Below are 23,328 nucleotides of genomic sequence, written 5' to 3'. Positions count from 1 at the left end.
CCCTGGACGGATACAGTCGAAGTTTGCCTCCTCGACCGTGACCAAGGCCCTGATGGACACCGACGCCGGGCTGATCACCATTGATCTGTTCGACACCGAGGCCCCCGGCACCGTCGCGAATTTCGTCAAGCTCTCCAAGGACGGCTTCTACGACGGCCTCGCCTTTCACCGGGTGATCCAAGGCTTCATGGCCCAGGGGGGCTGTCCCAACAGCCGTGAAGGCGCCCGCGGCACGGCCGGCACCGGCGGCCCCGGCTACACGATCCCCTGCGAGATCAATGCCCAGAAGCACAAGGCCGGCAGCCTGTCGATGGCCCATGCAGGCCGCAACACCGGTGGCAGTCAGTTCTTTCTGTGCCACGGCCCCCAGCCCCACCTGGATGGTCAGCACACCGTGTTCGGCCACACCGACAACATGGATGTGGTTCTGGCACTCAAGAACGGCAGCAGGATCCGCACGGTGACGATCGAGGAGTAAGGGGCTTTCGGCCGGGTCGCTGCTGGTCGGCGGCCCCCCTGATGGAGAAGTCTTGCCGGGATAACCCCGCGTCTGTTACATACGCGCAGGCAATCTGTGGGCTGTATGGACGATTACCGTTTCTGATCGATGCGATGATGCAGCAAAGGCTCCGATCGAACGGCCTGGCCGCCGGCAGAGCGTTCAACGGAGTCTGATCCAGCCGGAGCGGGACCGAGAGGCAGCAGCCTCCGCACCCCATGGCCGCAGGAGTGGCCGCCATCATCCATCTGATGGACAGCGAAGCCGGAGCCATGGAAGACCATGGACAGCGTAGGGGCTGATCCGTAGCAACCGAGACAGACCAACGGGTCTGGGCCGCTTTCCTGTGGCCGGAGACCCCAGCAGTCCATGCCCTTCCGCATGGCTTCGATGAGGCTTTCAGCCGTTCATTCTCTGCACGTTTTTCATCAATGAATGGAAGACAGGATCAAAGAAATCTGCGGCGTCTGACAATCGCGTGGTTCATGAACACGACTTTATGAAAAGACACGTCTCAAAATGTTCCTGTCGATCTGCTGCAGATGTGCTGAATTGGAGCAAATAAGCACATTTCTCCAGTGGATCGACTTGTGGCAATGGTGATAGGAGTGGAGGGCGGCCCGGCTGACAACTTCTGCCTTGCCCTTCTGGGATTACAGGACTAAAAGTACCTTCATCCTTCGCAATCATGACCGCCACCAACACCACCCGCACCGTCGGGATTGAGAAGTCCAAGATCGAGGTCGGCACCAGCACGGTCCTGACGGCTTCGGCAACGTCCACCACCCCCGCCATCGACAACGTCGTCTCCGGTGACGCCAGTGCCACGGCGAGGACCACGGCCCAGGCCGCGATCCTGAACAGCAAGATCAGGATCGGCACCGCCGGCACCCTCAATGCCACCGAAAACGGATCGGTGGGCGCCGCCGCCACCACCACCACCGGCGATGCCACCGCCAGCGCCAGCAACGACGGACCCACCGGCGGGATCATCAACAGCAGACACCGTCCCAATCAGATCCTGATCGGTACCGATGCGGTGGTGACGGCGACGGCCACCAACGACGCGGCCGCCGCGGCCACCGCTGTGGATGGCGCCACCACCGCCACGGCCAACACCGGCAAGGTCTTCGGCATCAAGAACGTCGGCCTCAACGCCGGCAACGGGACCAGCCTGGATGCCAGCGCCACCGCCACCAACACCGCGGCGGCCCAGTCGGTGGGGCTGCCCCCCGGGACAGGCAATGCCACCGCCACCGCCGGTGATTACTCCGCCAAGGTGGTGGGCATCTATGCCAGTGGCGGGAAGCTCGGCTCCACCACTCCCCCTCCCCCGTCGGATGGGGAGGCACCCGCCCCCGAGGCGGCCGTCTCGTCCCAGAACGGCGATTACGGCGGCCTTTCTGGTCCCATGAAGATCGCCTTCGGCAACAGCGGAGTCGCCACGGCGTTCGGTGACGGTGTGTTCAACGCCACCGCCAACAGCGTCACCGGGGCGGCCAATGCCGAGAGCCTGGCCAAGCTGGTGGCCGGCATCGCCATCGGCGAGACCAAGACCACCAACGGCTCTGGAGGCGAAGACGTCCAGGCCGAGTCGCTGATGAAGTCGACGGGCGGGCTCGCCATCAGCTTCGGCGAGAACGGCGTGGTGGCGGCCCAGGGCACCTCGGATGCCAATGCCGTGGCCGCCACGACCACCGGCCCCGCCAACGCGACCGTCGGCATCAAGACCATCGGCGGCATCGTCGATGTCAACAACCTTCCCGGTGCCGGTCCTTCCGAAGCCCCCAGCACCCTCACCATCGGCAAGAACGGTGATGTCCAGGCGGCCGGTGTCGGCACCAGCATCGCCACGGCCACGTCGGTGACGGCCCCCGAGATGCAGGACGTCACGGCGACCACCAACCACTCCAACGTGGTGGGCATCGCCATCGACAAGCTGGCCATCGGGGAAAACGCGACCCGTCTGTTCGCCCAGGCCTTCAGCCAGCAGGCGGCCACGGCCCAGAGCACCACCTCCGGCGGTGATCCGGCGGCCAGTGCGGCCAATGGCGACTTCGTCGCCGGTGTTCATGACACCAAGGTGACGGTGGGCAAGGATGCCACCGATCCCGTGGCCGACGCCGGCCTCCTGGCCAGCGCCACGGCCACTGGCGTCACCACCACCTCCGGCAGCAACGCTTCGGCCGGCGTCGACTCCAAGGTGGTGGGCTTCAACAAGGGCAGCCTCTCCATCGGGGAGAGCATCGTCGGAAGTGGTGTCTTCAATGCCACCGCGTCCTCCGGCCTCACCGCGGCCGCGTCTGCGGTCACCGGAGATTCCACCGCCCAGGCAGGGGGGGACGGCACCGCCAAGGTGATCGGTCTTAACCGGGCTCCGGTCTCGATCGGAAAGGCCGGCAGCGTGGCGGCGGCGGCCACCGGCAGCGTGGCGGCCACGGCGAGCTCGGTCACGGGGGATGCCACCTCCGATGCCGCCATGAAGGGTTATGGCATCAGGGACAGCGAGATCACGGTCGGCACCAACGGCAACGTGAGCGGCAGCGCCGGCCTCACCGGCACGGCCTCGGCCAGCACCACCACCGGTGATGCCGACGCCGAAACCTCCCTGACCGCCAAGGGCATCAACAACGATGTGAGGATCTCCATCGGTCAGGCCGGCAACGTGACCGGCACGGCCTCGGCCGCCGACCAGGGCACCACGGCCGCCGCCGTCACCGGCGACGCCACCGGCGAATCCGAACTCAAGGCGATCGGCATCCATCTGGGCAGCGGCACCCCGATCTCGATCGGGACCACCGGCAACATCACCGGCACCGCTTCCGCCACGGCTCCCAACGTGTTGGCCACCACGACCACCGGGGACGCCTCCACCGATGTGGAATCCACCGCCATCGGTATCAAGGGCAGCCGCGGCAGCTCGATCGGACCCGGCCTCTCCGGCAACATCACCGGCACGGGCACCGGCAGCGCCGTCGGCGCCGCCAACACGATCACCGGGCTGGCCACCGGCATGACCGATGCCCTCGTGGTGGGCATCAAGAAGGTCAATCTCTCCGCCGACAACGTGACGGCCCAGGGCACCGGCACCTACCGGACCGACGCCACCAACGTCAACGGGGATGCGGACGCCACTGCCTACGTGACGGTGGCGGGCCTGCTGGGGCGCGGGAACACCGCAAGCCTCAGCGGTGATCTGACGGCCACTGCGGTGCTCAGCAACATCGTGATGGCTTCCACCACCACCGGTGCAGCCACCGCCACCGCCAACAGCAACGCGGTGGGCCTGAGCGGTTACCACGTCAACATCGCTCAGAGCGGCAACATCACCGCCTCGGCCGTGAGCGACACGATCGCCATGGCGTCCACCGTGACGGTCTGACCCCTCGCCTGAGAGGTCTCTCCCGGGGGCCGGATCCCCTGATCCGGCCTCCTCTCCGCCTCCTTCTCGGTCCCTGCGCCTGTCGCTCCCCATGGCGTTCCAACCCATCACCACCGCCCTGTCGCGGGCCCTGGCCCTGCGCCTCGATCCCGGCACCACCTTCCTCGGGGGTGGCCTCCAGCTCACCATTTCCCCCAGCGCCCAGGCCAGCAACCGGGTGGTGCAGCCAACCTCCCAGCCCATCGGCGCGATCGCCTCCGCCCTGGGCCTGGGCCTCGGCTCCAGTCGGTTCTTCACCGCCCCCGACGATGCGGCCTTCTTCAACAGTCCCGGCCTTTCGGTGGTCACCGGAGGTGGATCGCTCACCGGCGCTGCCGACGCCTCGGCCAGCACCACGGGCCGCAATCAGAACAGCGCCGAGGCTACGGCGGTCAACGTCGGCCTCGCCAACATCAATCTCGTCTCCCGCGGTGGCGGCGTCCTGCGGATCGGCAACCCTGCCGATCCCCTGCGGGCGGCGGCGGCGGCGGCCACCCGCTCGCTGCTGGCGCCCCAGGCCAACCCACCGCTGGCCGCCCAGTTGAGCGCCCTCGCCACGGTGCGGGGACTGGAGGGAACTCCCGGCGCCGACCCCCTTGCGAACGGCTCCCTCCCCACCTTCTACGGCCAGCCCGTAGCCTCGGTGCTCGCCAGCGCCGATCTCGACCTGGACCCGGGTCCCGTCGCCACGAGTGCCCGGGCCGTGGCCGATGCCCGGGGCATTGAGGGGTATCGGGTCATGGCCCTGTCTCCGGGCCCGGGATCCCCCGCCCTGGTCGGTGGTTTGGCCGCCGCCACCCTGGGCCTGGCCGGCGCACCACCGACCGCTGCCCTGCCGGCCGACCTTTCGGCCACGGCCATCGGCATCGACCATGCCGCCCTGCGGGGCCCCGGCAGCGGTGCCGTGCTGTTCACGGGATCCGGTCTGGCCCTGCTGGAGGCTGCCCCGGCCGCCATCCCTGCGGCACCGGAGGCGGTGACGCTGGGCAGCTTGCGCGGCATCGGCATCCTGGGCAGCGACATCCAGAGCAACGGCGGCGATGCCACCGTGGTGGCCATGGGCGGCTTCGCCGCGCCGCCGGCCGTAGGCCTGCTTCCCTCGATGGATGCGGCGGGCATCGACCGTTCCACGGTGCTCACCGGCTCCGGCAACGATGTGGTGATCGGCCGGATCCTCACTGAGCAGGATTCCGGGGTGGATGCCAATGGGGATGGCACGCTCTCACCCACCACCTTCCTCGATGCCTCCGCTCTGATCGGAGGACCGGGGGGCTTCGACGGCATTCGCAACAGCCTCATCCACACCGGTTCCGGCAGCGATGGGGTGTCTGGCTCCGCCAGTGGCAGCCGGATCGACACCGGCAGCGACAATGACGCCATCCTTCTGCAGAGGGCCCGCAGCTCCTTTCTTGATGGGGGCTTCGGCAATGACAGCGTCCAGGTGAGTCAGCTGGCCTTGGGCAACCGGCTCAACGGCGGTTTCGGCAACGACAAAGTGGATGTGGCCGCAGGCGACGGCAACCTGCTGGACGGCGGTTTCGGCCAGGACCTGGTGGTGGGCGGCAACGGCCAGAACACCTTTCTGCAGTCCAATGCCGGGGCGGCCCTGGATGCTGCCAGCCGCAGCGCCGCTCCCGGGGCGTCCTTCGCGGAGCGGCTCGCCGATCCCGCCTTCTGGGCGGGACTGGGGACCCAGCAGAAACAGGGCCTCTGGCAGAGCGGTGAGCTGCTCCAGGGCAGCCAGGTGCTCCGTGCCGACACGATGAACAATTTTGATGCCAGCCGCGGCGACATCCTGGAGCTGAGCAGTTCCCTGGGCTCCCTCACCCAGAATCTCTGGGAGACCCAGGGCGCACTGTTCGGTGTGCAGGGCGCCCAGCTGGTGGTGCGCGACGGTCCGGCGAACAGCCAGCTGGGGGTGGTGGTGGGAACCCTGGCGGACATCCGCTCGCTCGGCATCGGCTCCCCCTCGCTGGCCTATGCCACCGACACCCGCCAGCTGATGTTCGATGCCGACGGCGACTGGTCGAAGGGAAGCCAGAGCCTCGGCACCGTGAACATGGCCGATCCGGGCGCCCTCACCAAGGCCAACATCCACTTCGGCAGCGGCAGCTGAGGGGGGGGGTGCCCCTCCCGGTTCCGATCGTTCCCCGCGGCTTTGCCCCATGCTTCCTCATTCCCGCCTCCACCTCGACCTCCGCAGCTCCTTCGAGGCCATGGCTCGGCAGCCGCTGCTCGAGCTGCTCGAGCAGCACGGCCTGCTCCAGACGCTGGCCCGGGACCTGGCCCTGAAGAGCCTGCGCGAGGAGGCACGCTTCACGGAGGAGGAACGGCAGGCGGTGCTGGCACGGGTCTGTGCAGGGTTGCCCTGCACCCCGCCCTCCAGCCTGGAGGGCGACTGGATCGCCACCCTGCCCGAGAACCTGCGGGACACGGTGCGGCAGCGGTGGAATCACCTCCGCCACCAGAAGGCCTTGGCAGATCGCTACGGCGACCGGGTGGAGGCCCACTTCCTCGAACGCCGTGCAGACCTGGAGCAGGTGGTGTTCCGCCTCCTGCGCCTGCCCCAGCAGGGACTGGCCGAGGAGCTCTATCTCCGGCTGGTCGATGACGGCGCTGGCTTCGGCGACCTGGCCAGCCGCTATTCCCTCGGGGACGAGAGCGTCACCCGCGGGATCGTCGGCCCGATCGAACGCTCCCAGCTTCACCCCACCCTGCGTGGGGTCCTGGGCACCCTGGCGGTGGGGGACATCCATCCCCCCTTCCTGCTGGACCAGGCGGTGCTGCTGGTGCGGCTCGAACATCGCCGACCCGCCAGCCTGACCGAGGACCTGCGCCACCGGCTGCTCGAGGAACTGCTGCAGCCGGACCTGCAGTCCTGCATCGAAGCGGCCCTGGCGGAGCTGCGCCGCTCCCTCGCGGCGGAGCAGGGCCCGCTGGCTCCGGTGCCGGCTCCGGCCCTGGCCGTGGCGGGAGGCTGAGCCATGGCCACCACCACCCGCATCGAGGAATTGCTGCGCTGCTTCCCTTTTCTGGCCGACCAACCGGAGGAGGGGCTGGAGCGCCTCGCCGCCCAGGCCCAGCTGCAGCGTTTTCAGCAGGGTCAGCCCATCTGCCGGGTCGACCAGCCGCCGACCCGGCTCTATTTCCTGCTGGAGGGGACGGCCCGGGCCGTGGTCTTCTCCAGCCGACTGTCCCGGGGTGTGGCCACGCTGCAGCGGCTGCAGCCGGGCACTGTGATGGGCTGGACCCTGGTCAGCTGCGGACGCTGCTGGGAGACCCTGATCGCCTCCACCGATCTGGTGGTGGTGGCCCTTCCCCATGAGGCCCTGCAGCGGGAGATGGCGCGCCACCCGGCCCTGGCCCAGCGCGTCCGGAGCAGCGTCAGTGCGTCGGAGCTGTTCGGGGTCCTCGACGCCCACCTGCAGGACTATCCCCGGGCCCTCTCCCAGGAGGTGGTGGAAGCGGCGACCCAGCTGGCGGACGACAGCGTCGCCCTGACCTGGACGGCCGCAGACCCAGCCCTCCCCCCTCTGCAGGGAGAACGGCTGTGGCTGGTGGCGGGGGGGGCGCTGCCCCTCGGCCAGTCGTTCACCAGCGAGGAGCCCATCGAGGCCGGGGCCCCCCTTCGGCTGCTGGGCCTCGACCGTCAGCGACTGGCCGCCATCCTGGAGCCACCGGCCTCCGAGGAGACCGGCGGGGCCGGCAACGGCTGGCACGCCAGGCTGCTCGCCCGCTGGGAGCAGCAGCGCCGGACCCTGGAGCCCGCCGCGATCACCGCGGCGGAGCCCATCGACGTCAGCGTGGCGATCGAGGCGGCCGACGCTGACCGGCTGGGGCCCGACGCCTTCCCATGGGTGAGGGGCATCGGGCCGCTGGAGTCGCCGATCGCCGCCTTCCTGATGCTGAGCCAGCATCTCAACCTGCCCTTCCGCCGCGACATGACGCGCCGCGTGTTCGGCGATCAGGTGCAGCGGCACGGCGAATCGTCCCTGCCACTGGCCGGTGCCGTGGCCGAATCGATGGGCCTGCAGACCCAGATGCTGTCGATCCAGGCGGAGGCCCTGCCCCGGCTGACACCCCCCCTCATGATCCGCTGGGGTGATGGTCTGGCGGTGGTCTACCGCTGCAGTGCCAAGTCGCTGGTGCTGGGGATTCCGGCCGTCGGCAACCAGGAGCTCTCGCTGGCCGACTTCCGCGAGCAGTGGGGGGAGTCGGGGGATGTGCTGACGCTGCGGGTGAACGATCTGACGCCGCAGCGCCGCTTCGGCTTCCGCTGGTTCCTGCCGGCCCTGCGCCAGCACCGCGCGGTGCTGATGGAGGTGCTGCTGGCCAGCTTCTTTGTGCAGCTCTTCGGTCTGGTCAATCCGCTACTCATCCAGCAGGTGATCGACAAGGTGATCATCAACAACAGCCCCAGTGCCCTCGGGGTCCTGGGAGTGCTGCTGGTGGTCTTCGCCCTGTTCGAGGGTCTGCTCCTGTGCCTGCGTACCTTCCTGTTCGTGGACACCACGAACCGCATCGACCTGAGCCTGGGAACCCAGATCATCGATCATCTGCTTCGTCTCCCCCTGAGCTACTTCGACCGGCGGCCGGTGGGGGAAGTGAGCAGCCGCATCGCTGAACTGGAGAAGGTGCGCGGCTTCCTCACCGGTACCGCCCTGACCACCATCCTCGATGCCATCTTCTCCGTTCTGTACATCGGGGTGATGCTGATCTACAGCTGGCAGCTGACCCTCCTGACCCTGGCGGTGGTGCCCTTCCTGGTGCTGCTGGTGCTGGTGGTGTCCCCGATCGTGCGTCTCCAGCTTCAGAACCGGGCCGTGGCCAATGCCCGCACCCAGAGCCACCTGGTGGAGGTGCTCAGCAGCATGATGACGGTGAAGGCGCAGAACATCGAACTGCGCAGTCGCTGGAAGTGGCAGGACCTGTACACCGATTACGTAGCGGATGGATTCGACAACACGCTGGTGGGAACCACGGCCAGCTCGATCAGCGGATTTCTCAACAAACTCTCCGGTCTGATCGTCATCTGGGCCGGTGCCGGCATGGTGCTGTCCGGATCCCTGAGCCTGGGGGAACTGATCGCCTTCCGCATCATCGCGGGCTATGTCACCGGCCCCCTGCTGCGCATGACCTCCATCTGGCAGTCCGTGCAGGAGACGGCCCTGTCACTGGAGCGCCTCAGCGATGTGATCGACCATCCCCAGGAGGCTCCCGCCGACAATGCCACCCGGCTGATCATGCCCCCGATCCAGGGGGAGATCAGCTTCCGGTCCATCTCCTTCCGTTACAAGTCCTCCTCTCCCCTGCTGCTCAAGGGCCTGAACCTGGAGATCCCCCGGGGCACCTTTGTGGCCATCGTGGGCACCAGCGGATCGGGCAAGAGCACCCTCACCAAGCTGCTGGCGAGGCTGTATGCCCCGGAGGAGGGGGTGGTGCTGGTCGACGGCATCGACATCGCCAAGGTGGAACTCCATTCCCTGCGCCGGCAGCTCGGCATCGTTCCCCAGGACACGGTGCTGTTCGACGGTTCGGTGGAGGAGAACATCACCCTCACCAACCCGGAGGCCAGCACCGAGGAGGTGATCGAGGCCGCCCGCATCGCCGCCGCCCACGACTTCATCATGGAGTTGCCGGCCGGCTATGCCACCGAAGTCGGCGAACGGGGCAGCAGCCTCTCCGGCGGCCAGCGCCAACGCATCGCCATTGCCCGCACGATCCTGCAGCGTCCCCGGCTGCTGATCATGGATGAGGCCACCTCAGCCCTCGACTACCAGACCGAACGGGTGGTGAGTGAAAACCTGATGCAGGCCCTGCAGGGCTGCACGGTGCTGTTCATCACCCACCGGCTCTCCTCGATCGTGAAGGCCGACATAATCGTCTGCATGGGTCAGGGTGCCGTGCTCGAGGTGGGCACCCATGACGAGATGATGGCGGCCCGCGGGCCCTACTACGCGCTCTTCCGCCAGCAGGGGCGCTCCTCCTCGGGCAGTTCCCCCGTTCCCGCCCCGCCGCCCCTGGCGGTGGCCACGGGGGGGCGAGCCCATCCGGTCATCCCCCCAGGAGCGATCGAACCATGAGTCCCTCCAGCAACGGCAAGGGCACGGGCCTCACCAATGGCAACGGCCATGCCAATGGCCATGGCAACGGCAACGGCAACGGTCACGGCCCCAGTCACGCCACGGTCCAGGTTCACGGCGGCCAGGCCACTCGCACGGCCACCCTCGCCCCCCCCGAGGCGGCCACCCTGCCCCTGGTGCGCCTCTCCCGCAGTCGTCGCCGCACCCATCTGCCCCGCTCCACCCGCGGCTGGAGCCGCGCCATCGTCTGGAGCCTGATCGGACTTACCGGGTTCGGTGTGATCTACGGCTCCGTGGCCCGGATCGATTCCTCGATCAGCACCACGGGCAAGCTGCGTCCCATCGGTGGCACCCTCGCGGTGCTTCCCCCGTTCACCGCACCGGTCCTGACGGTCCGGGTCCGGGACGGACAGACGGTGAAGACCGGCGACGTGCTGGTGGAATTCGACAGCCGGCAGGCCCGCCGCGAGCGCCGCGACCTGCTGGCCCAGGCCGATCTCTGGCGCAGGCAGGTGAACCAGGCCGCCCGGCAGCTGAACCTCCCTCCCCTGCCGGGGAGCAGCCGGGAGGAGCGGCAGGTGCTGGCCCTGGAGCGCAGGGACATCCAGCTGCGGCATCGGGTGGCCCTGCAGCGGCTGCGACGCAGCCAGGCCGGTGAGCGGGAACAGGCCGACGTGCTGGAGGCTCTTCGGGCCCGCTACGCCCTGAATGCCAACATCCGCGCCCGCATGGCCCAGCTGGCCCGGGAGGGCGCGATCTCCCACCTGGAGCTGGAGCGTCAGGATGAGCGCCAGATGGATCTGCTGAGCACCATCCGCCGCACCGAGCAGCAGCTGGCCGCCGCCGGCAGCGGGGTGGTCGAGAGCTTGACCAACCAGGAACAGGTGGGCACCGAAAACACCCGTCGACTATGGGATCGCTACGACGAGGCCCGCCAGCGTCTGCTGGAGACCACCACCCGGCTGGGCCAGGTGGAGGAGCGTCTCCGCCTCGGAAGGGTGTTGGCGCCCCGTCCGGGGAGGGTGTTCGACCTCCAGGCCAGGGCCGGAGAACTTCCGACCCCCGGCCGGCCCCTGCTGAAGCTGGTGGGGCAGGAGGGGCTGGAGGCCGAACTGGCGATCTCCAACCGGGACATCGCCTTCCTGCGGCCGGGGATGCCGGTGGACGTGCGAGTGACCTCGCTCCCTTTCACCGATTACGGTTCCCTTCACGGCACCGTGGTGAGGGTGGGGGCGGATGCACTGCCCCCTGACCAGCGCACGGGGCAGGAGTCCTTCCCCGCGATCGTGCGCCTCGACCGCACCAGCCTGGGTCGGAGGGACCAGTCCTATCCCCTCCAGGCCGGCATGGCGGTGACGGGAATGGTGCAGCTGGGCACGAGGCCAGTGCTGGCCCTGCTCAACGATCGGGTGGGAGGCTTCCTGGACGCCACCCGTACCATCCGCTGACCGCTAAGCCACCGCCATCGTGCCACCATCGGCGGGGAGGCCGGTTGAGCGCAGGGCCGGCAGTTCGGCGAGGGCCGTCACGCTCCTGTCGGAGCCCAGCAGCACCAGCCGGCTGCCCAGCTCTCCGGTGGCGATCGCCAGCTGGTCGATCAAGGTGCTGCGGGCGTCCATGCCGGCGACCAGCTGATCGAGGGGAGCGATCGGCAGCAGCCGGGCCTGGCCGATCCCGTCGAGCCCCGCGGGCGTCAGGTCGATCACTTCCCCCACCGACCCAGGCAGGACGCCACCCAGTCGCCAGGACACCAGGTCGGTGAGACCGATGCCATCGGCTGCCGGGTCCGGGCTGCGTTCCAGGTCGGCCAGCACAGGGAGGACGCGGTCGCTACCGGCCGCCATGGTACGGATGGCCTCCATGCCTGCCAGGACGAAGTGATCGCGACCCTGGCCGCCACCCACCACCAGGGCGGCGGCCGGTGCTGTCCCGGCCGGAGAAAGGGCGGAAAGATCCAGCTCGAACGTGTCGTCTCCGTCCCCGCCCTCGAGCTGCACGGTGTCGGCGGCGGCGACCAGCCGGTCGTCTCCCGCCCCGCCCCAGGCCGCCTCGAAGCCGCTGATACCCCCCAGGATGCCGCTGGCCTCACCCTGGCGGAGATCGACGCTCACCGGCTCCTGCCAAGCGCCGTAATCGAGCTCATCGAAACCGGTCCCCGCCTCCAGCACCCCATCGAGCGCTCCGCGGGCCCCCACCGACACCACCGCATCCCCGTCGCCGAGAGCGAGGTTCTCCATTCCTTGGAAGCTGAGCGATCCGATGGTTCCATCTCCGGTGCCATCCACACGGACCTGCAGGGGGTCGCTTCCCTGATCCTCCGGACGAGGTTCCTCGGTGGTGCCGGTGCCGGAAACATTCCTGAGCGTGTCGACCCCCGCGCCCCCGTCGACGGACCCGGACAGGGCCTCCGCGGGAAGCAGGATCAGGTCATCCCCCGCCGCCGTGTCGAGCGTCAATGCCGCCCGTTCCCCGGGTGCCAGGGTTACGGTCAATTCGTCATCGCCGTCCGCCAGGCGAATGTCATTGCTGGAATCCGGCGCCAGCTCCACGGTGGACGCCGCTACGTCGCCGTTGATCAGCATCCCGTTGGAGCCGCCTCCCAAGGCGATGCGGGAATCGATCACGGCACCCTCCACGCTCAGCTGGTCATCACCATCCCCAAGGAACACGTCCGAATTCACCAGGGCGATCCGCTGGAGTTCGCCGTCCCGTCCGTCCGGGCCCTCGAGCCGGACGTTGATGCTGACCAGATCATCGCCGCCTCCCGCATCCAGCAGGCTGTCGACCAGTCCAAGGGCGCGGGCCCGCAGCTGCAGGGAGCCATCGTCCTCTCCGGCCTGGGGGGAGGGGATGTCAAGGATCAGGCCAGGGCCCGAGCCTTCCAGGTCCTGGAATCCGCTGGAGATGGTGACCCTGTCGTCCCCGTCCCCCAGGAGGATGGAGCTGTTCTGCATCGCCTGGGCGAGCAGGTCGATCCCCAGCTGACGGTTCTCCGGGGCCGTCGGGGCCCTGAGCTGGAATCGGGCCAGGCTGCTGAGCTCGAGGGTACCGCCACCGCCGGTGTCCTGGAGCTGGCTGTCCAGCATGCCGATGAGCGACTCCAGGATCTGTCCCCGGGCGGTTCCGCCGGCCAGCAGGGCGAGGTCGATGACGTCGGAGACCTTCAGGCGGATGTCGTTGGTCTCGGGCCCGAACAGCAGCCGCGTCTGATTCAGACCGGTGTTCCGGCTCTCCATCGTCAGATCGGCGTCATTGAGCACCGAAAGGCTGAGCTGGCTGAGCTGCTGGTCGGAGCTCACCTCCACCAGGGGGGTGGCGACGTTGCGCAGGTCGATCACCGCGTCGTTGATCGACCCGAGTTCGTTCCGGAAGCTGGTGCTGGCCACGCCCTCCACCGAGCGGCTGACGATGCCTTCCTGACTGCGCAGCACAACCCTGAGCGAGGGGATTTCGGGCTCAGCGGCCATGGCCATGACCGTGGTCGTGGCAACGCCATCGGCAGCGGCGGTCTCCCCGCCCGGGCCCCTCCCGGTCGCGGATGGCGATGCGGTGGGGCGGGGGGCATCGCTCTGGGCCGCAGAGCCGGCCAGGGGCAGGGCGGAGGAGCCGGCAGCCAGGGAGCGGGCCGCGGTGGGCGCCAGGTCCTGGGAGAGGCTGGCGGGGGCGCCGGCCGTCGGCCCCTCGCCCCCCGACGGCGGCCTCCAGCGCCCCGGGCCGCTCACCGCCGCCGGGAGTTCCCCGGCGGCGATCCCGTCGGCCCCGACGGTCTCGGCGGGAGGCGCCGGGGCACCCAGCGCCCCGCGGGAGTCATCCGCTCCCCCTCGGGGGGCAGAGTCCGCGCCGCCCCCGTTGCCGGGATCCCCGCCACCGGCGAACCCATCGGGGGAGGGCTGGTCCCCCTGCACGGGGCCCGCCGCCTCGGCCACGTCCTGCATCAGGTAGAGAACGGCCAGCCACAGGGCCGTTCCGCTTAGCACGCTCTCCAGGGACAGTCGGCCGGAATCGTTCCGGAGACTCAACGCTTTGCCGAAACGGCGGACGGACTGAACCATCACCTTGCCTTTCGCTGAGCTTCCCTTCCACCCCTAGCCGCTTTTCTGGCCTGGATCGATGGAGTGGTGCAAAGACGCTGTGATCATGGCTACCGCCTTCACCCTTCGCAATCGCCCGGCGCTCCCGCCTCAGCTCCAGACGATGAAAGCTCCGGGGGTGAGGTTGAGCAGCGGGCAGGTCATGTTAGGGGCCGCCGCCGGAGCCAGGTCGTTCAGCTGGCGGCGCTCCGGCTCCAGGTCGATGCTCGGGTGGCCCTTTCGGCGGGCGTCGGGGGCCAGCAGGAGACTCACCCCGGAGGTGCCCTGCCAGCGGGCCATCTCCATCAGCGGACCGGCCAGGTCGGCGGCGGTGAGCTGACGGTTCTGGTAGGCGGCGAGCAACAGGGCCAGGCCGGGACGGTTCAGCAGGGCCAGCAGACGAGGATCCTCCTCCCGTTCCAGCAGCAGGCCCTTGAGGCGAGCCCATTCCCGCAGGCTCTCAAGACGACTCGCCCCCAGAAGGGGATTCTCGGGGCCGTGCCAGCCCAGCACGGCCGTGAGTCCATGCGACTCCACATCCATCAGGTGCCCCAGTTTGGTGCGCTTCACGCGCAGGTAGGCGGCGTTGTGGATGCCGGGGTCCATCACCAGGGGGACCCGGTCGACCACCTGCAGGCCGTAGCCGCCCAGTCCGGCGATCTTGCGGGGGTTGTTGGTGATCAGCCGCAGGCGCCGCACACCGAGGTCGCTGAGGATCTGGGCCCCGACGCCGTAATTGCGCAGATCGGCGGCGAAACCCAGCCGCTCGTTGGCTTCCACCGTGTCCAGACCGCCGTCCTGGAGGCTGTAGGCCTTGAGCTTGTTGATCAGGCCGATGCCGCGCCCTTCCTGGCGCAGGTAGACCACCACCCCCTCCCCGGCCGACTCGATCATGCGCAGGGCCGCCTCCAGCTGGGGGCGGCAGTCGCAGCGGAGCGAGCCGAAGGCATCGCCGGTGAGGCACTCGGAGTGGACGCGCACGAGCACCGGGCCGCTGCCCCGTTCGGGGTAGCCCTTGACGATCGCCACGTGCTCGCTGCCGTCGAGTTCGTTGCGGTAGCCGATCGCCCGGAACTGGCCGAAGCTGCTGGGCAGGGTGGCCTCCGCCTGGCGGGCCACGAACCGCTCGGTGTCGAGGCGGTAGCGGATCAGATCGGCGATGCTGATCAGCCGCAGGCCGTGGTGGCGGGCGTAGTCGGCCAGCTGGGCCAGGCGGGCCATGGAGCCGTCGGCGTTCTGGATCTCGCAGATCACACCGGCGGGGTAGAGCCCGGCCAGGCGGGCCAGGTCGACGGCTGCCTCGGTGTGGCCGGCCCGTTGCAGCACGCCGCCCTGGCGGGCCCGCAGGGGGAAGATATGGCCGGGACGGCGCAGGTCGGCGGGGCGCGAGTCCGGATGGATCGCCACCTGGATCGTCCGGGCCCGGTCGTCGGCCGAGATGCCCGTGCTCACCCCTCGCTCCGGGCCCGCATCGACGCTGACTGTGAAGGCGGTCTGGTTGCTGTCGGTGTTGCGATCCACCATCAGGGGCAGATCCAGGGCATCGAGCCGTTCGCCTTCCATGGCCAGGCAGATCAGTCCCCTGGCATCGGTGGCCATGAAGTTGATCTGCTGCGGTGTGGCGAACTGGGCCGCACAGATCAGATCACCTTCATTTTCGCGGTTCTCGTCATCGACCACCACGATCGATTCACCGTTGCGAATCGCCGCCAGGGCATCGGCGATGGCATCGAAGTGAATGCCCGTGGACTGACGTGGGCCGGACAGGACGGTCAAGGGACGGAAAGAAAAGGAAGACCTGCGCCCCCATGGGCGACGGACGTGGCGATGGACGTGGCCGATCCCTGAAAGGATCGAACCTTATTTATAGGGTGCCGGTACGATCCAGCGTTCTTCGGCGTTCCGCATGGCTGGACAGCGCGTTGCGGTGATCGGTGCCAGCGGCTACGGGGGACTGCAGACCCTCAGGCTGCTGCAGGGCCACCCCCATCTCTCGGTGAGTTTTCTGGGCGGTGAGCGCAGCACGGGCAAGCGCTGGAGTGAGCTGGTGCCCTTCCTTCCCCTGGAGGACGACCTGGTGGTGCGCTCACCGGATCCGGAGGCCATTGCTGCCGCCGCCGATCTGGCCGTCCTGAGCCTGCCGAACGGCCTGGCGGCCGGCCTGGTTCCCGATCTGCTGCAGCGCGGCGTCAGGGTGGTGGATCTGTCGGCCGACTACCGCTACCGCTCCCTGGCCCAGTGGGAGGAGGTGTACGCCGCCGAAGCTCGCCAGGTGTCCCGCCAGGACAGCGAGCTCTGCCAGGAGGCGGTGTATGGCCTGGTGGAAGTGGCTGAGGCGCGCATCCGGGAGGCCCGCCTGGTGGCGGCCCCCGGTTGCTTTCCCACGGCCAGCCTGCTGGCCCTGCTGCCGTTCCTTGAGCAGGGACTGATCGAGACGGGCGGCATCGTCATCGATGCCAAGACGGGCACCTCCGGTGGCGGCCGGGCCGCCAAGGAGAACCTGCTGCTGGCTGAAGCCGCCGAAGCGGTCGCCCCCTATGGGGTGGTGGGCCATCGCCACACCAGTGAGATCGAACAACTGGCGGCCCAGGCGGCGGGCCAGCCGATCCAGCTGCAGTTCACGCCCCACCTGATGCCGATGGTGCGCGGCCTGCTGGCCACGGTCTACGGCCGGCTGCGGGACCCCGGACTCACGGCCGAGGACTGCACGACCCTGCTGAAGGCGTCCTACCGCCACAGCCCCATGGTGCAGGTGCTGCCGGTGGGGACCTACCCCTCCACCAAATGGGTGCGCAACACCAACCGCTGTCTGCTCTCGGTGCAGGTCGACCCGCGGACCGGCCAACTGATCATCATGAGCGCCATCGACAACCTCGTGAAGGGGCAGGCCGGCCAGGGGGTGCAGTGCCTCAACCTGCTCAGTGGCCTGGAGGCGGGCACCGGACTGCCGCTGCTGCCCTTCTACCCCTGAGCCAACCTCTGGGCGGCCAGGGTGACGGCCAGGGGCAGGATCCGGTGCTCCTGCTTCTGGATGCGGGCGTGGAGCCGCTGCCGGTCGTCCTCAGCCAGCACCGGCACCGCCGCCTGCACCAGGATCGTGCCCGCATCCACGTCGGCACTCACCAGGTGGGCCGTGCAGCCCGCCAGGGTGACCCTGGCGGCCAGGGCCTCACCCACCCCATCGGCGCCGCGGAAGCTGGGCAACAGGGAGGGGTGGATGTTCACCAGCCGATCCGGGAAGGCTTCGATCAGCACCGGGGTGACGATCCGCATCCAGCCCGCCATCACCACCAGATCGACCCGGTGCGCCCGGAACAGGGCGATCAGGGCCTCGTCCAGGGCCTGCCGGGACGGCTGCAGGCGGTGGTCGATCACCTGGCAGGGAATGCCGAGCCGTTCGGCCCGGCGTTGGGCGCCGCAGCCCTCCCGGTTCACCGCCAGAACGACCACGTCCCCCTGCAGGCGCCCCTCCAGGCAGGCCTCCACCAGGGCCTCGAAGTTGCTTCCTTCGCCGGAGGCCATCACCGCCAGTCGCAGTGGTGCCTTCGCGGCCGGAAGTGGCTGTGGCAATGGCCACTGGAGAGTCCCGCTGGGATCGCTATGGTCAGCGGAATCGGGCATTGCGTCCATGTCCCATCTCTCCATCCTGCCCACCGTGCTGCGGGATGCCGATGTCCTGGCGGACACCCTCTCCTCCCTCAACCTCCCCTGGCGCCGCGGCGGTGAACTCGTCGGCTTCGGTGGCGAACGGCAGGCGGTGACGCTGCAGCTGCAGCTCCAGGATGGCCAGGGACTGGGATGGACCCGGCAGTCGGATGGATCGCTGGCCGTGGTGGGCGATCTCCAGCGCCTCAGCCGCAACACCGCCCTGCAGCGGCTGCTGGGCCGGATCACCCGGGCCTATGCCGCCAGAGCGGCCCTCCAGGACGCCAGCCTGGCCCTCCCCACGGCGTCGATCGAGCTCCGTGTCTGACGACCCACCCCTTCGAGATCCGGTCGCCGGACCCACCGTCCAGCTTGATCTGCGTGAACCCCACCGTCACCTGGTCAGGGTCACGCTGCATGTCACGCCCCGTTGCCTGCAGCCGGAACTGCGCCTGCCGGCCTGGACGCCGGGCTCCTACCTGATCCGCGACTACGTCCGCCATCTGGAGGCCCTGCAGGTGCACCAGGGGGGGATCCCCGTGGCCAGCGCGCGAGCGGCGGAGGCCTGCTGGCGCCTGGAGCTCACCAGCCTGGCGCCACTGGTGATTCGCTACCGCCTCCAGGCCACGGAGCTGAGCGTGCGCACCTGCCACCTCAGTGCCGACCACGGCTTTCTGGCCCTGGCCGGGGTGGTGCTGCAGGTGAGCGGCGAACGCTGGCACCCCCATCGACTCGAACTGGCGTTGCCCGAGGGATGGCAGGCCTTCGTTCCCCTGCCCAACGCTGCTGACAACGCCTGGATCGCCGCCGACTTCGACCAGCTGATCGACAGTCCGGTCGAGGCCGGCCCCCATCCGTGCCACCGGTTCAACGTCGCCGGCGTGCCGCACCGATGGGTCACCTGGGGTACCGACCTGCCCGCCGACGATCCCCTCTGGCTCGCCGACGTGGAACGGGTCGCCGTGGCCTGCTGCCGCCTGATGGGGGAGCCGGCGCCTGCGAGCGACAACTATCTGTTCGTGCTGCATCTTCTGGCCGAGGCCTATGGCGGCCTTGAGCACGACCACAGCTGCGTGCTGCAGTTCGGCCGCCGGGCCCTGGCGGCCCCAGCGGGTCGCCGCAAGCTGCTGCAACTGGTGGCCCACGAGTACCTGCACCAGTGGAATGTGCGCCGCCTCAGGCCCGCCGAACTGACGCCGATCGACTACGACCGGGTCACGATCGTGCCCGGTCTTTGGTTCGCCGAAGGTGTCACCTCCTACCTCGACCTGCTGCTGCCCCTGGCGGCCGGCATCGGCACGGAAGCCGAACTGCTTGAAGATCTGGGGGCCGACCTCAGCCGCTACCTGCTCACCCCCGGTCGTCGGGTGCAGGGGTTGCGGCAGAGCGCCGAAGAAGCCTGGGTGAAGCTGTACCGGCAGGATGCCTCCTCGGCCGACAGCCAGATCAGCTACTACCTCAAGGGGGCCGTGGTGGCCCTGATGCTCGACCTGCATCTGCGGCGACAGGGTTCCTGCCTGGCCGTGGTGTTGCGGGACCTCTGGCGCAGCCATGGGGCCTGGGGCCGGGGCTACCGGAACGACGACCTGGTGAAAGCCTTCGCCGAGCAGGCCGCCGACCTGGCCGAGCTCCTGCCCCATTGGTTGGAGAGCACGGACGACCCCGATCTGGCCGGTTACCTGGCAGACGTGGGCCTGGCCCTGGTACCGAAGCCGGCGAGCGAGTCCTTCTGCGGCTGGCTGCTGGAGGACGCCGCGGACAGGCCGATGCACCTGAAGCGGGTGCACAGGGACGGCCCGGCCGAACGGGCCTGCCTGCAGAGCGGCGATGAGCTGCTGGCCCTCGATGGTGTGCGGCTGCGGCGGCCGGACGACCTGAGCCTGGCCATCGACCACGTCAAGACGCCGTCAGAGCGGGAGCTGCTCTATTGCCGTGACGGTCTGGTGCGCACCACAAGGCTGCGGCCCGAACCCCCTGCCGTGGCCAGCTGGCAGCTGGTGGTCGACCCGCTGCTGGCCAACGAGCACACGGACCTGAACCGGCGGCGCTGGCTGTCATTGCAGCCATGAGTGCGTCCCTGCGACCCCTGGTGCTGGCGGTGGCAGGCGCTGGCGTGCTGAGCATCGGCGGACTCACCTGGCTGGGTCGCGACCTGTTCGGCGCCCCTGGCAACGCCGGGGGGCGCTCCTCCCTGCTCGACCTGCTGGAGGAGGTGCGCCAGTCCCCGGGCGCCGGCGGCCAGCCGCAGCAAACCCCACCGGTCAAGGCCTTGCCACCGCCCCATGCGGCCTGGCGTGCCCCGCTGGGGGGCGCCTGCCAGGCCGATCCCCAGCTGCGCGGCCGCCTGCTCGCGCTGGCGGAACGCCTCCGCTACGAGACCATCCGACTGCGGATCGACCCGAGTAACTACGGCGAGCGCTTTCGTCAGGATGTCTTCGGCCAGCCGCTGGATCCCACCCCCCAGGTCGTCGTGCTGCACGAGACCGTGTACGGCATCAACTCGGCGATCAACACGTTCATGACGCCCCATCCCCGCGACGAGGACCAGGTGAGCTACCACACCCTCATCGGTCTGGACGGACGGGTGGTGGAGGTGCTCGACCCCTCCAAGCGGGCCTTCGGGTCCGGCAATTCCGCCTTCAACGGCCGCTGGGTGGTCACCAATCCGGAAGTGGGGGGGTCGATCAACAACTTCTCCCTGCACCTGAGCCTGGAGACCCCCATCGACGGGGAGGACCAGGAGGCGGCCCACAGCGGCTATACCGCCGCCCAGTACGACGCCCTGGCGATCGTTCTGGGCCGCTGGATGCGTCGCTTCAGCATTCCGGCCAACAACATCACCACCCACCGCCATGTGGATCTGGGTGGGGAGCGCATGGATCCGCGCAGTTTCGACTGGCGCGAGCTGCAGGTGCGCCTGGCTTCGATCGGTGTTCTGTGCTGATGGGGCCGGCTCAGATCAGCGGGCTGGTGATCGGCTTGCGGCTGCCGTAGAGGAGGGCGTGCAGTTCGGGGTCCTGCATGTAGCGGAGCACCCGGGCGGGGTAATCGAGCTTGCCGTTGTGCAGGTAGGCCAGCGTGGCCATCGCCTTGGCATCGGCGGGCGAGGTGCTGGCCATCAACAGGGCCCGGTCGGCCAGACCCAGGGCCTGCTTGAGGCGAACGAACTTGCCCACCAGCAGCCGCACGTTGCGATCGGGATCGAGCAGCTCCATGCGCGCTTCTTCGATCTGCTCCTGGGTGGCATTGGCCGGCAACAGGCCCTGCTTCACCAGTTCACCGAGGCTGAGCTGGGCAGGTCCATGGGTGCTGAACAGGCCGCTGCGGGCCGCCAGGGGATGGTCCTCGCCGGGCTTGGCGTGCTGCAGTTCATCGAACAGAACGGCGGTCACCAGCATCGGGTTGATCTGGTGCCGGCGGCTTTCGCTGAGGATCACCGGCCTGAGCTCCTCGAGGCGCCCGAGGGTGTGGGTCCGCAGTGGTTGGAGCTGGTCGATGCCTTCGGTGAAGAGCTGCGCCAGCCGGGGCTGGGGCCCGTGGACACCGAAACGGCGATTGAGTTCCCGCAGTTCCTCGGGGCTGAAATCGATCGGGTCGGGCCGCAGACCTTCACTGGTGGAGGGGCTGATCAGGGGGAAGGCGTCAACGCCACGCTTGCCATCGGTGAGCAGCACGGGTCGGGGACCCTGAAGCTGGGGTTCACGCAGCAGGGGCACCAGACACAGGGCGACAGCCCCCAGCAAAGAGGCGCCCTGCAGGACAGGACGAAGCCGCCACTGCGAGCGGACGGAGCTAGTTCCTGCGGGGCGCGACAGCAAGCAAAACAGTGCTCTGTAGACCAATTGTAACGAAGACTTCCAGAATGGCCGCCTGTCTGGGGCGCTCTCACCGCTGGACCCTGTGGCGGATGACCCGCATCCGCCGATCCGCTTGCCGAACGTGGAGGCTGATGGATACGGTTCGGGGGCCCGTCACGGCGTCCCAGGAGCCATGTCCCCGCTGCCGCCGTTGAACGGCCACGATTCCGTTGCCCTCTGGGAGCGTTTCCGCCAGTTGATCTGGCACGATCCCGACCTCTGCCTCTGGCTCGACGTCAGCCGCATGGCCCTGGAGGAGGGGGATCTGCAGGCCTTTCAGGCCCCCTTTGCCCGCGCCTTCGCCGCCATGGAGGCCCTGGAGGCCGGTGCGATCGCCAACGCCGACGAGGGGCGCCAGGTGGGTCATTACTGGTTGCGGGCCCCGGAGCTGGCTCCCGATCCAGCGGTGGCGGCTGCCATCGGCGCCGAGGTGGATCGCCTCGAAGCCTTCGGAAGAGACGTGCTGGCGGGCGCGATCACGGCGCCCGGCGGCGGGCCCTTCACCGATGTCCTCTGGATCGGCATCGGCGGCTCGGGGCTCGGTCCCCTGCTGATGCTCAGGGCTCTGCAGCGGCACGGCAGGGGTCTGCCGTTCCACTTCTTCGACAACGTCGATCCCGACGGCATGGCCCACACCCTGGCCGGCCTTGGCGAGCGGCTCAGCACCACCCTGGTGATTGTGGTGAGCAAATCGGGGGGCACCCCCGAACCCCACCTCGGCATGGTGCAGGCACGGGCCCGGGTGGTCGCGGCCGGCGGCGACTGGAGCGCCCAGGCCGTCGCCATCACCATGGCGGGCAGCCACCTGGATCAGGAGGCCAAGGCCGCCGGCTGGCTGCGGCGTTTCGACATGTTCGATTGGGTGGGGGGCCGTACCAGCATCACCAGCGCCGTCGGCCTGCTGCCCGCTGCGCTGATCGGTGCCGACCTGCGCGGCTTCCTGGAGGGGGCCGCTGCGATGGATCGCCTCACGCGCGTGCCCGATCTGCGCGCCAACCCGGCGGCCCTGCTGGCGGCCTCCTGGCATGTGGCCGGTGGCGGCCGCGGTCGCCGCGACATGGTGGTCCTCCCCTACCGCGACCGGCTGGAGGTGTTCAGCCGCTACCTGCAGCAGCTGGTGATGGAGTCCCTGGGCAAGCGCCTCGACCGGGACGGTCAGGTGGTGCACCAGGGCCTCGCCGTTTACGGCAACAAGGGTTCCACCGATCAGCACGCCTACGTGCAACAGCTGCGCGACGGACTCGACAACTTCTTCGTGACCTTCATCGAAGTGCTGGAGGACCCGGCAGAGATCCCCACGATCGATGGCGAGTGCCCTGCCGATTTCCTGGAAGGCTTCCTGCAGGGCACCCGAACGGCCCTCGCCGAGCAGGATCGCCAGAGCATCACCATCACCCTGCGCCGCTTCGATGCCCGGGGTCTCGGGGCGCTCATCGGCCTGTTCGAGCGGGCGGTGGGGCTCTACGGAGAACTGGTCAATGTCAACGCCTACCACCAGCCAGGCGTGGAAGCCGGCAAGATGGCGGCCGCCGGGATCCTGTCCGTGCAGAGCCAGGTGGAAGGGCTGCTGGCCGACGGCCAGCCCCGCAGCCTGGCCGCGATTCAGTCTGAACTGGAGCTGGAGGCGGTGGAGCCGGTGTTCTGGCTGCTGCGCCATCTCTGCGCCAATGATCGCGGCTATGGCGCCGTTGGCGACTGGGGCCGGCCGGACAGCCTGACCTTCCACCGCACCTGATAAGTTTCGGATCTTTCC

The 23,328-nt window shown here is 68.9% G+C and carries 15 protein-coding genes; 11 read left to right on the top strand and 4 right to left on the bottom strand.

Going from position 1 to position 23,328, the window contains the following annotated elements; translation table 11 throughout:
• Positions 1-37 precede the first annotated feature (37 nt).
• The 6 genes from KUG43_RS10315 to KUG43_RS10290 all read left to right on the top strand — a co-directional run bounded on the left by KUG43_RS10315 (position 38) and on the right by KUG43_RS10290 (position 11,451).
• The gene (locus tag KUG43_RS10315) at positions 38-478 is read left to right on the top strand and encodes a peptidylprolyl isomerase (RefSeq protein ID WP_216908717.1); all 441 of its coding nucleotides are present in this window, start codon (positions 38-40) and stop codon (positions 476-478) included.
• A gap of 709 nt (positions 479-1,187) precedes the next feature.
• Positions 1,188-3,881, top strand: a complete 2,694-nt coding sequence (locus tag KUG43_RS10310) for a beta strand repeat-containing protein (RefSeq protein WP_216908715.1) — start codon at positions 1,188-1,190, stop codon at positions 3,879-3,881.
• 91 nt (positions 3,882-3,972) lie between these two features.
• Complete coding sequence (locus tag KUG43_RS10305; RefSeq protein ID WP_216908713.1) at positions 3,973-6,036, top strand: hypothetical protein; 2,064 nt, start codon at positions 3,973-3,975, stop codon at positions 6,034-6,036.
• 49 nt (positions 6,037-6,085) lie between these two features.
• A complete protein-coding gene (locus KUG43_RS10300) occupies positions 6,086-6,901 on the top strand; it encodes a peptidylprolyl isomerase (RefSeq protein WP_216908711.1) in 816 nt (271 codons plus the stop codon).
• Between the two features lie 3 nt (positions 6,902-6,904).
• Positions 6,905-10,003, top strand: coding sequence for a peptidase domain-containing ABC transporter (locus KUG43_RS10295; protein WP_216908709.1), 3,099 nt, complete (start codon positions 6,905-6,907; stop codon positions 10,001-10,003).
• Complete coding sequence (locus KUG43_RS10290) at positions 10,000-11,451, top strand: beta-barrel domain-containing protein (RefSeq protein ID WP_216908707.1); 1,452 nt, start codon at positions 10,000-10,002, stop codon at positions 11,449-11,451. The genes KUG43_RS10295 and KUG43_RS10290 overlap by 4 nt, the downstream gene beginning before the upstream one ends.
• Before the next feature lie 3 nt (positions 11,452-11,454).
• Here KUG43_RS10290 and KUG43_RS10285 read toward each other — a convergent pair whose 3' ends face one another.
• On the bottom strand, positions 11,455-14,022 hold the full coding sequence (locus tag KUG43_RS10285; RefSeq protein WP_216908705.1) for a hypothetical protein: 2,568 nt from the start codon (positions 14,020-14,022) through the stop codon (positions 11,455-11,457).
• Between the two features lie 162 nt (positions 14,023-14,184).
• The gene (gene ribBA, locus KUG43_RS10280) at positions 14,185-15,849 is read right to left on the bottom strand and encodes a bifunctional 3,4-dihydroxy-2-butanone-4-phosphate synthase/GTP cyclohydrolase II (protein WP_286194623.1); all 1,665 of its coding nucleotides are present in this window, start codon (positions 15,847-15,849) and stop codon (positions 14,185-14,187) included.
• Positions 15,850-15,979: 130 nt separating this feature from the next.
• Between ribBA and argC the strand changes: the two genes are divergently transcribed.
• On the top strand, positions 15,980-17,044 hold the full coding sequence (gene argC / locus KUG43_RS10275) for an N-acetyl-gamma-glutamyl-phosphate reductase (RefSeq protein ID WP_216908703.1): 1,065 nt from the start codon (positions 15,980-15,982) through the stop codon (positions 17,042-17,044).
• On the opposite strand, the gene purN is transcribed toward argC, so the two are convergent.
• A complete protein-coding gene (gene purN, locus KUG43_RS10270; RefSeq protein WP_216909058.1) occupies positions 17,035-17,694 on the bottom strand; it encodes a phosphoribosylglycinamide formyltransferase in 660 nt (219 codons plus the stop codon). The two genes, argC and purN, sit on opposite strands and share 10 nt — an antisense overlap.
• Positions 17,695-17,701: 7 nt before the next feature.
• Between purN and KUG43_RS10265 the strand changes: the two genes are divergently transcribed.
• From KUG43_RS10265 to KUG43_RS10255, 3 genes are read left to right on the top strand one after another with little or no spacing between them, the layout of a single operon-like run.
• Positions 17,702-18,046, top strand: coding sequence for a DUF1257 domain-containing protein (locus KUG43_RS10265; RefSeq protein ID WP_216908701.1), 345 nt, complete (start codon positions 17,702-17,704; stop codon positions 18,044-18,046).
• A complete protein-coding gene (locus KUG43_RS10260) occupies positions 18,039-19,787 on the top strand; it encodes a M61 family metallopeptidase (RefSeq protein ID WP_353617998.1) in 1,749 nt (582 codons plus the stop codon). The genes KUG43_RS10265 and KUG43_RS10260 overlap by 8 nt, the downstream gene beginning before the upstream one ends.
• Positions 19,784-20,662, top strand: coding sequence for an N-acetylmuramoyl-L-alanine amidase (locus tag KUG43_RS10255; RefSeq protein WP_216908697.1), 879 nt, complete (start codon positions 19,784-19,786; stop codon positions 20,660-20,662). The genes KUG43_RS10260 and KUG43_RS10255 overlap by 4 nt, the downstream gene beginning before the upstream one ends.
• A gap of 10 nt (positions 20,663-20,672) precedes the next feature.
• Here the strand turns inward: KUG43_RS10255 and KUG43_RS10250 are convergent, their stop codons facing one another.
• On the bottom strand, positions 20,673-21,461 hold the full coding sequence (locus KUG43_RS10250) for a helicase DnaB (RefSeq protein WP_502988600.1): 789 nt from the start codon (positions 21,459-21,461) through the stop codon (positions 20,673-20,675).
• A 247-nt stretch (positions 21,462-21,708) separates the two neighbouring features.
• On the opposite strand from KUG43_RS10250, the gene KUG43_RS10245 reads away from it, so the two are divergent.
• Complete coding sequence (locus tag KUG43_RS10245; RefSeq protein ID WP_216908695.1) at positions 21,709-23,310, top strand: glucose-6-phosphate isomerase; 1,602 nt, start codon at positions 21,709-21,711, stop codon at positions 23,308-23,310.
• Positions 23,311-23,328 lie beyond the last annotated feature (18 nt).

Origin of the sequence: Synechococcus sp. CCY 0621 (assembly GCF_019038465.1) — a bacterium.
In the GTDB taxonomy this organism is placed as follows: Bacteria; Cyanobacteriota; Cyanobacteriia; order PCC-6307; family Cyanobiaceae; genus Cyanobium.
The sequence above is the reverse complement of the archived record's forward strand: the minus strand, read 5'-3'. Positions and strand labels throughout refer to the sequence as shown.